General features: G+C 36.2%; 2 protein-coding genes and 1 pseudogene. All 3 read left to right on the forward strand.

What is annotated here, in order from left to right; all coding sequences use genetic code 11:
* Positions 1-183: pseudogene (locus HET73_RS06565) on the forward strand (hypothetical protein); the annotation flags it as partial.
* Between the two features lie 173 nt (positions 184-356).
* On the forward strand, positions 357-2,252 hold the full coding sequence (gene htpG / locus HET73_RS06570) for a molecular chaperone HtpG (RefSeq protein WP_174133301.1): 1,896 nt from the start codon (positions 357-359) through the stop codon (positions 2,250-2,252).
* A 42-nt stretch (positions 2,253-2,294) separates the two neighbouring features.
* Positions 2,295-3,372 (forward strand): host RNA manipulator TomO (locus HET73_RS06575; RefSeq protein ID WP_458694647.1); only part of this gene is annotated, 1,078 nt, incomplete at its 3' end.

Below are 3,372 nucleotides of genomic sequence, written 5' to 3' on the forward strand. Positions count from 1 at the left end.
AGCCCCGGCTTAGAAATTAGCGTGGTGAATGGTCATCAACAGAGCAAGCACTTTGATAAAGTTTTAAGTCAAGATCGAAGCATAAGTGAAGGCTTAAAGCAGGTAACAAAGCTTGAGAATCCAGCGATAACACCTGTCAACACTCCTAAAGTGAATGAAGTAAACACGGGTCGTGAAAGATAATATGCTTTGTTTTAGAAACTGTATTAGACAAGATTTGACTACGTTAATTCTTCTGTCAGTTAATTCTTGTCTTTTACAGGTCATAGCTCTATTAATTTTAGCGTGCATGACCTTGAAAGATCGCAGTGCAATACTTAAATTATTAGGGTAGTAGGCTAATAATGGAGCTTAAAATGTATAACGTACAAGAAACTGAAAATTTAAAATTTGATGCTGAAGTAGGAAAAGTACTGAATATAGTAATTCACTCGCTTTATACTAACAAAGACATTTTTTTACGTGAGTTAATATCAAATGCATCGGATGCCTGTGACAAATTACGCTATGAATCACAATTAAATCCTAATTTGCTAGATTCAAGCGATGAATTAAAAATCACCATTAGTGCCAATAAAGATAAGAATGAGCTGTACATAATCGACAATGGGATTGGAATGAACAGACAAGATTTAATAGACAACCTCGGCACAATTGCCAGCTCTGGTACGCAAAAATTCTTGGATGCGATTAAGAATAACAAGGATTCAAGCCAAACTGTAGAGTTGATTGGGAAATTCGGCGTCGGTTTTTACTCAAGCTTCATGGTTGCCTTAGAGGTGATAGTAGAATCGAGAAAAGCGGGAGAAGAGGAATCTTGGATCTGGAAATCCAAAGGAGATGGAGAATATTCGATCAGCAAATCAGATGATCAAACCCCTCGTGGAACGAAAATTACCCTGGTTATGCGTCCTGAAGAGAATGAGTTTTTAGACAAATTTCGCGTTGAAAACATTGTTACTACTTATTCTGATCATATAAATTTTCCTGTTGAATTTATAAATGAAGAAGGAAAAAGTGAAAAACTAAACAGCAAGGCTGCAATCTGGACTAAGCCAAAAAACGACGTCACTCAAGAGGAGCACAACGATTTCTTCCGCGGTGTTGCGCATGTTGGCGGTGAGCCTTGGATGATATTGCATAACAAAAATGAAGGAGCAATAGAGTATACGAACTTGCTTTATGTTCCTTCCATTAAACCTTTTGATTTATTCCATCCAGATAGACGTTGCTCCGTGAAATTGTACGTAAATAAAGTATTTATCACTGAAGATAATGTGCAGATTATCCCGCAATACTTACGTTTCTTGAAAGGTGTTGTTGACTCACCGGACTTGCCTCTCAATATCAGCAGAGAAACACTGCAGAATAATCGCGTTGTTGAGCAAATTAGGAAATCCCTAACTAAGCGTGTGATATCAGAGCTCGGTAAGAAAGCAAAAGAGAATTTAGAGGAATACACAAAATTCTGGACCAATTTTGGCGCAGTCTTAAAGGAAGGTCTTTGTGAAGCTATGCCAACTGATGAAAGAGAAGCACTGCTTTCAATTTGCAGATTTAATAGCACTGGCGATGAGAAATTGGTCAGCATTGACGACTACATAAGCAAGATGAACCCTGAGCAGGAGCATATCTATTATCTTACAGGAAATAGCCTCGATTCAGTGAAAAACAGTCCGCAACTTGAAGGATTTGTCAGCAAAGGATTGGAGGTTCTTCTGTTTGTTGATCCAGTGGATGATTTCTGGACTAGTGTAATTCATGAATATAAAGATCAAAAATTTAAGTCTGTTACCCGTGCTGATGTTGATCTGGAAAAATTCTCTTCAGAAGAAAACAAGAAAGATGAAGAAAACAAATCAAATGAAGACAAGACTGAAGAAACTATACTGCAATATTTCACCAAAGTTCTTGGCAGCTTAGTAAAAAGTGTAAAGATCTCTAAAAAGTTGACGGACAGCCCTGTATGTCTAGCGGTTGATGAAGGGGCTATGGATCTTCGCATGGAGCGTTTTTTGCGTGAACAAAAGCAGCTAAATTACCGCACACCAAAGGTGCTTGAAATCAACACCAAACATCCCGTAATAAAAAGTATAATGAAATCCCACGCTGAGGATGGTGAAAACTCAACATTGGGGGACATGATCCATTTATTGTTCTACCAAGCTTGTATCGTGGAAGGCGAAGAGATGGATGACGCAAGCCTGTTCGCTAAAAAATTAAACAATTTGCTTGGCAAAGTTGTTATTTAATGCTACACTTAGTTTAGTTAGTCATTAATTAAGAGGTAAGATATGGGTATTCAAACTGATTCTTTAACATCGAGTACTGCGAGTTTACGACCTGAAGATACAAATTGGGTTAATGTAGATGCAGAAGAGGAATTTAAGGAGCGTCACTATTCTGGAGATTCAAATGTTGAGGAAGAAGAATTTGAAGTTTTAGATGGTGAGAGTCAAGAAGTACAAGCTGTTCCATGTGGCACACATCCTAAAGATCTAAGTTTAGAGAACGAAATACTTGCAAACTTTCCTGACGGTTGTAATAGGTCACATACCGTAGAGTTAAAAGACGAAGATTCGTATGATATTATCCCTAATAATTTAACTTTTGCTGAAGTAATAAGTATCTTAGATCAAGCTATAAAAGAAAATAATTATGAAGAACTAAATAAGGTTGTACAAAACATTGAAGATTATGAAAGCCAATCTATTGCACTGGATAGCGAAAGCTTCAAAAATTTCTGTTCAAATCAACTGAATTTGGATTTACAAAACAGAAGTGATCACCAACATATATACTCAAATGTACTATTACAGTACAAATTTGATCAAGAGGAGCTCAAGCGTGATTATTCAGTAAAAGAATTGGTACTACTGGCAATTGCAGCTAATGACAAACTGGCAGAAAAATATCAGAACATACTTTTTGCTGAAGAAAATTTGAGTCTTTTACCTTTACTTGTTAGTGGTCAAAAATATATTGAAATTTTTGTAGCAAAATTCCATGGTATCGATGGTATTTATGATAAATTAAAAAATCAAGCTATACAACTTGTCGAACCTAATAAGATTGGCTTCTTCTCAATTATAGCACTAAGAACAGAGCAAGAATTACTAGAGACAGTTCTTGTCGAATACGTCTTAAAAGATCTTGAACACGTGTTAAGTAAGCCTGATCCTTTGTATGGTGTGCTCGAAACAGTATCTTTAGCCAAAAATGAAAAATTTATCACGATGGTGTTAGATGCATTTGAGAGATATATTAATGAGCCAACTAGAGATGTGAAAGATCTGTTAAAAAATAGTTTTGTTACTCTATTAGAAACTGCGATAAGTCAGGAACATGTTTCAGTTGTTGAATACTTGTGTA

It is taken from the genome of Wolbachia endosymbiont of Atemnus politus, from assembly GCF_013309895.1.